Annotated in this window: 5 protein-coding genes; 2 read left to right on the forward strand and 3 right to left on the reverse strand. The window is 44.5% G+C overall.

Annotated elements, in window-relative coordinates; all coding sequences use genetic code 11:
- The first annotated feature begins 163 nt into the window (after positions 1-163).
- Entirely contained in the window at positions 164-1,075 is a 912-nt protein-coding gene (locus VFS25_RS11415) for an LD-carboxypeptidase (RefSeq protein ID WP_326462272.1), read from the forward strand.
- 16 nt (positions 1,076-1,091) lie between these two features.
- On the opposite strand, the gene VFS25_RS11420 is transcribed toward VFS25_RS11415, so the two are convergent.
- Entirely contained in the window at positions 1,092-1,904 is an 813-nt protein-coding gene (locus VFS25_RS11420; protein ID WP_326462273.1) for a HesA/MoeB/ThiF family protein, read from the reverse strand.
- Positions 1,905-2,019: 115 nt separating this feature from the next.
- Positions 2,020-3,381 carry a HAMP domain-containing sensor histidine kinase gene (locus tag VFS25_RS11425; RefSeq protein WP_326462274.1) on the reverse strand — a complete coding sequence of 454 codons (1,362 nt, stop codon included), beginning with the start codon at positions 3,379-3,381 and terminating at the stop codon, positions 2,020-2,022.
- A gap of 442 nt (positions 3,382-3,823) precedes the next feature.
- On the opposite strand from VFS25_RS11425, the gene VFS25_RS11430 reads away from it, so the two are divergent.
- Positions 3,824-4,375: a YqgE/AlgH family protein gene (locus tag VFS25_RS11430; RefSeq protein WP_326462275.1), complete on the forward strand. Its 552-nt coding sequence runs from the start codon at positions 3,824-3,826 to the stop codon at positions 4,373-4,375.
- A 538-nt stretch (positions 4,376-4,913) separates the two neighbouring features.
- Here the strand turns inward: VFS25_RS11430 and VFS25_RS25345 are convergent.
- Positions 4,914-5,177, reverse strand: a complete 264-nt coding sequence (locus tag VFS25_RS25345; RefSeq protein ID WP_414647722.1) for a helix-turn-helix domain-containing protein — start codon at positions 5,175-5,177, stop codon at positions 4,914-4,916.
- Positions 5,178-6,025: the final 848 nt, after the last annotated feature.

Below are 6,025 nucleotides of genomic sequence, written 5' to 3' on the forward strand. Positions count from 1 at the left end.
AACGCCGCTGTTATTAAATATCTATTAAATTTTGCCATATCGGTTTAAACAATACTTAAATGTTTGCGGGTTTGTTAGTTTTCTGGTTTATTGGTTTATTTTGGACATACCATTTAAATTGAACCAATGAACCAGTTCGCAAAGGTAAATAAAGCACATTAGAATGATGAAAATTCCACCTTACCTCAAAAAAGGCGACCTTATAGGCATTACCTGCAGCAGCAGCAAGATGGAGCTGGCTGCTGCAGAATACGCCGCCGGTATCATCAGCTCCTGGGGCTACCGGGTGCATTTGGGCATAACAGTGGGCACCAGCTTTCACAATTTCTCCGCGCCGGACGAGCTGCGGCTGGAAGAGCTGCAGGATATGCTGGACGACCCGGAGATAAAAGCCATTGTATTCGGCCGCGGCGGATATGGGATGATCTGCCTGCTCGACAACCTGGATTTTACCCGTTTCCGCAAGCATCCCAAATGGCTGTGCGGCTATAGCGATATTACCACCCTGCATGCACATATACAGCAGCGCTACGGCATTGCCACCCTGCATTCCCTGATGTGCAGCGGTATTACGGCAGGTACAGCAGACAATGAGTATGTAGACAGCCTGCGCCAGGCGCTGCGCGGCAAAGCTTACAAGTATGCAGCCGCCCCGCATGAGCTGAACCGCCCCGGTGAGGCCAGTGGCGTGCTGGTAGGCGGCAACCTGTCATTGCTGGCCAATTTGTCAGGCACCAAGTCGCAGATTGACACCCACGGAAAAATACTGCTACTAGAAGACATTAGCGAATACCGCTATAATGTGGACCGGATGATGTACAACCTGAAACGCGCCGGCTGGCTGCATAAACTGGCCGGCCTGGTAGTAGGCGCTTTTGTAGACGGTAGGGAAACAGCCACCCCCTTTGGGCAGAACGAGTTTGAGATCATCAGGAACATTGTAAAGGAATATAAATACCCGGTGTGCTACAACTTCCCTTCCGGCCACCAGGTAGAGAACTATGCGCTGCGCCTGGGTGTAAAGCACCAGCTGAAGGTGAGCGCCAAAGGGTGTACGCTTGCTGTTGAAAAATAATGCAGGATCTCAGGCATTAATCCTCCACATCCGGTACTATCTCCAGGCCATATGCTTCGGCCGTTAAAATGCCGGCTGCCTTGGTTTGCGCAATAACAGCGGCATCCGGTGCCAGGGTATGCACCTGTAGCTTGTTGTGCAGGTAATCCATGCTGTACAGCTTATTTACCAGGCCATCCGGCACTGCTACCAGGTACTTCAGTATTTCATTCACCATCAGCAGGCCGGTAGCCCCATGGGTAGCGCTCATCGCACCTGTGTCAAAATTGCGGTAGGTTTCCGTAAGCTCGGCGCTGCAGCGGTAAGAGGCAGATAAAGCGCCATCCAGCTGCGGCATATTATACCCAGCCCACCAGGCCACCCAGTTATGCACCTCTCCCATCACAAAAGGCTTTTTGTGCAGCACGCAGGCATCATTTACCACCAGGTGAGTGGGCAAATGCTGTGAGCAATCAATTACCAGGTCCATTTCCGTGATCAGCTGCTCCACGTTTTCAGGCTTTACCTGCACCAGCAAAGGGTAATGTTTGGTAAACGGGTTGCTGGCCCATAAGCGGCTGGAGGCCATTTTGGCTTTATGCTTACGCAGGTCCTGCATCTGGAAAACAGGCTGGCGGTGCATATCCTCTTCTGTTATTACACCATAATCCGCAATGCCTATTACGCCAACGCCGCTGGCGCTGAGATACTGTATTACCGGGCACCCCAGGCCACCGGCCCCTATGACCAATATCCGGGATGCTTTCAGCTTTTCCTGCATAGCCACTCCCATACCGGGTACGGCTATGGGTTGGCTGAAACGTTGCAATTCCTTTTCTGTTAATGCCATATCACAGTCAATTACGAATTATTTAATTACCAATTACGAATGAAGGCAGCGGTTTCCACCCGGTTTTTGAACAAATTTGATCAGCTTTATGCTTTATGTTTTTTGCCTGCTGCTTTTATTCCTGCGGAAATTCCAGTGTAAATTTACTGCCCTTGCCCAAAGCGCTGTCTACCTTTATTTTTCCTTTATGCGCATCCACAATTGCTTTAACATAGCTCAGGCCCAGGCCAAACCCTTTTACATTATGCACATTACCGGTGTGGGCGCGGTAAAATTTTTCAAAGATACGTGAAATGGTATCGCGGCTCATGCCAATACCATTATCCGAAATGGTAATCACGATGCTTTTGCGGGTATTATAGGTGCTGATCATTACTTCAAGATTCTGCCGGGAATACTTAATGGCATTATCCAGCAGGTTAAAGATCACATTGGAGAAGTGCACATCATCTGCTTTAATAATAGGGTTAATAGCATCCAGCCTAAGCTCTACCCGGCCGTTCCTGGAGGCCAGCTGCAGCTGCAGGTTATCCACCGTATGCTGTATTATCTCATGCACATCCAGCACCTGCAGGTTCAGGCCAATCTCGTTCTTCTCCAGCAGGGCAGATTGTAGAATACTTTCCACTTGCTTGTTCATGCGCTTATTCTCCTCCTTAATGATGCCGGAGAAGTATTGTATTTTCTCCCTGTTCTCCATCACCTTATGGTTGCCAATGGCGTCAATAGCCAGGGATATGGTGGCCAGCGGGGTTTTCAGCTCATGCGTCATGTTATTGATGAAATCCGATTTTATCTCCGATAACTTCTTCTGGTTCAGCAGGGTGCGGATGGTAAGGGCAAATGCAGTAACAATAATGAGGGTAAAAAGCACGCACCCCGCAATTACCCAACCCAGCCAGCGCAGCAAAGCAAGGTTGTTGTTGGGGAAAATTATATACAATAGTTCGGTACGGTCGTCCAGTAAATCCAGGCTGCTTACCAGCGGAACGGTTTGTATGGAATATTGCGTGGTATCTTTATTAGCCAGGTCCATATGATCGGAAAAGTGGGGCGACTGCAGCTTTACGATCACCTTATCATTGAGCGTGCTTCGGCCAATAATGGCAAAATCAACGCTGGGATCCAGCTTTTGCTTGCGCATGGTGCTGTCTACCAGCTGCTGCACCTCATCGGTAGTAAAGCGGTCACTCACGTCTACGGTTATATTACCCAGCTCATATTTCTCCAGGGTTATGCTGTTGTCGGCTCCTTTGCTAAGCGTGGTGCCTCCCATTTTAAAACGGATGGGCGGCGCCTGCCTGCGCACCATTTCATCCCGCACGGTAATCAGGGCGTTCATGTAGCGCTGCTCTACCTGTTCTTTACGCAGAATAGCGGCATTACGTATCCAACTGACCTGTATAACAATGATGCCCAGTAAGGATAAAGTGATGAGAACAACTATTATTGGAAATGTCTTTTTTAACGGTAGCATGTATTTTGTAAAAACTTAAATATGCAGATTTCTGATTTGTAAACTTTCTAAGATAATATTAAGTGTTTTAAATTATATCAAAAACAATTATTGCTATAGCAACGATAATACAAAATTAGACCACGTAACCCGTTCACCAGCTTAATTTTAACAAAACACTATCACTTTAACGTAATTTTAACTGCGGCCTGCTGCGTTTTTTATTTCATCTTTGCTTACCTTTGCTATGTAAACTGGTACTAAATTTGTGTTAGAGGTACCAGAGAACAAATTAGAGCAATTAAACTTTCTACATACATCGACGTGGATTTCGTTCCATAAGCGATTTAGATTTTGGTTGATAAAATGGTAAGGAGGCTTTCTAGCCTCCTTTTTTTATTACAGCTGTTTCATTTACAGTCAAAATTGGTTAAATTTATTTTAGTGATCAAAACTGTTGCGTATGGTGTCCCTTGCTCCTGGTATATTACTCATAGCTGATCCCTTTCTGAAAGATCCGAACTTTGCGCGTACTGTGGTGCTGCTTTGTGAGCATCAGGAAAAAGGAAGCTTTGGCTTTGTGATCAATAAGCTTTTTGATCAAACGCTGGATGAGCTGGTGCCTGAAGTGCTGGTGCATAACATACCGGTGTTTTTCGGAGGCCCTGTGCAAATGGACACTATTCACTTTGTACACCAGCAACCCGAGCTGATAGATGGCGGCTTTGAAATTATTCCCGGTATTTACTGGGGCGGCCGTTTTGAAAGCGTGGTAACACTGCTGAATGAGGGCAGGCTGGATGCCGGCAAGATCAAATTCTTTATTGGCTACAGCGGCTGGAGCAGCGGGCAGCTGGAAAATGAGTTCAATGAAAAGTCGTGGATATTATCTGAAAGCGACGCTGCCCTTATTTTTGATGAAAAAGAGCAGAATATCTGGCAGCAATCGCTGAAAAACCTGGGTAACAATTTTGCCATCATGGCCAACTTTCCCATTGATCCATCTTTGAATTAATATCTTTTCCGATAATGATAATGTCCTGTTGCGGCTTGCTGCGACAGGACTTTTTTTGCATTTACTTTTTAAACCCTCTAAGCATATTTTAACCACTGTGTGTTTAGGAAAAGTAAAAAATAAATGTCAATTTTAATGAAGATCAAACATGCTGATCCACGTTTTTGAAGATTTATTGTGTGGTTTAAATTATTGTTATGTACACCTACTACAACCCATTGTCTGTCCTGCATTCCTTTACACGCGTGCTGCGTGATATACCTTACAGCAAAGCTCATCCCTGTTCAACATATTTTACTGCCAATGGCGGGGCCGGTTATGGTACAAACATTATTATTAAATGTTCGGGCATGTATTAACCAACAACCATCTTGTTGTAACCATCCTATGACTCACCACGAAGGCCGGGGTTTCCCGGTCTTCCTTTTTCAGCGCCTGTGCACATCGTCCGAAAGACGCGGCTGGCAGCAGTTTTGCGTGTTTGCATACTGTTATTATGCCGCTGCTCTCAGGCGGCGGCTTCTTTTGCGGCCTGTTATTATCTGCTGCTATTGCTCAACGCATCAGGTATTGATTCTAACGTTAACAACTCTACGGGGTGTACTTCCAGCAGGTCACATATCTGAAACAAACGGTTAATGGTCATTGGCGTTTTACCACTTTCCAAACGGCTGTAAGCATTCTGGGAAATGTTCAGCATAAATGCCATATACTCCTGTGAATATTCACGCTGGCGGCGTAACAAACGAAGGTTTCTGATAACGCGGATAATATAAGTTTGTATCATGCTATTATGGTTCATATTAATCCAGATTGCAGATGAAAGACATATGTTCACAAAACAATTTTCAGTGCAACAAATATTAACTGTAACCACTATACGGGGTATTATAGTAGTAGCAAGGTGTACAAATTACAGCTCGTCTTTTGCAGGCAAAAACCGGGTTACATAGTACTAAATGTAAGGACATGGCACATCAGTTTATCAAACAAGCAATTACATCTTCAACATGCAATGGAATTGTGTCTTTATGGTCTTTTGTCTTTATGGTCTTAATGGTCAACAGGGTTAGCTAAAATAGCCAGGATTAATGTATTCTTAAGTTAACCTTTTTTCAGGTTTGAATTCTTAATAAGTTGTTAATGATTTGTTAAACGGACAGTAACTTTAAGCATAAACGTAACCGGTTAAGCTGCAATATAAAAGGATATAATCCCGCTCTCCTGTTTGCATAATTACGCAATATAAAATTGTTGATCCTCAGCTAAAACAACAGGGATGTGGCGTTCAGGCAAATAGGTTTAAACTGCGCATTATCAAAAAAACATTTACGTACGTAACATTAAACCGGGCGCTACTGCTTTTATGATCTTATTTTTTGCTAGTGCAGTCGCTTTCAATCACTTTCGTAAAGTTGCAGCTATATTATTTTCCGGTTCCGGCCGCTTTCATCTGCTGGCAAGGCTCCTGGCCGGTACACCATTGTATTTTTACACATTAATCTGTTAATAAAATTTTTAATTTTTTTTTTGCGCGCCTATGCTTTGAAGTACAATGACTAACGTGCCGCCCCCTGTTTTCTCTAACAAAAATGACTAAACGGAGTGAGAATATTCAAAACAATTTAAATATCTTGCTAATGTAAAATG

The organism is Chitinophaga sp., assembly GCF_035761305.1.
GTDB lineage: Bacteria > Bacteroidota > Bacteroidia > Chitinophagales > Chitinophagaceae > Chitinophaga.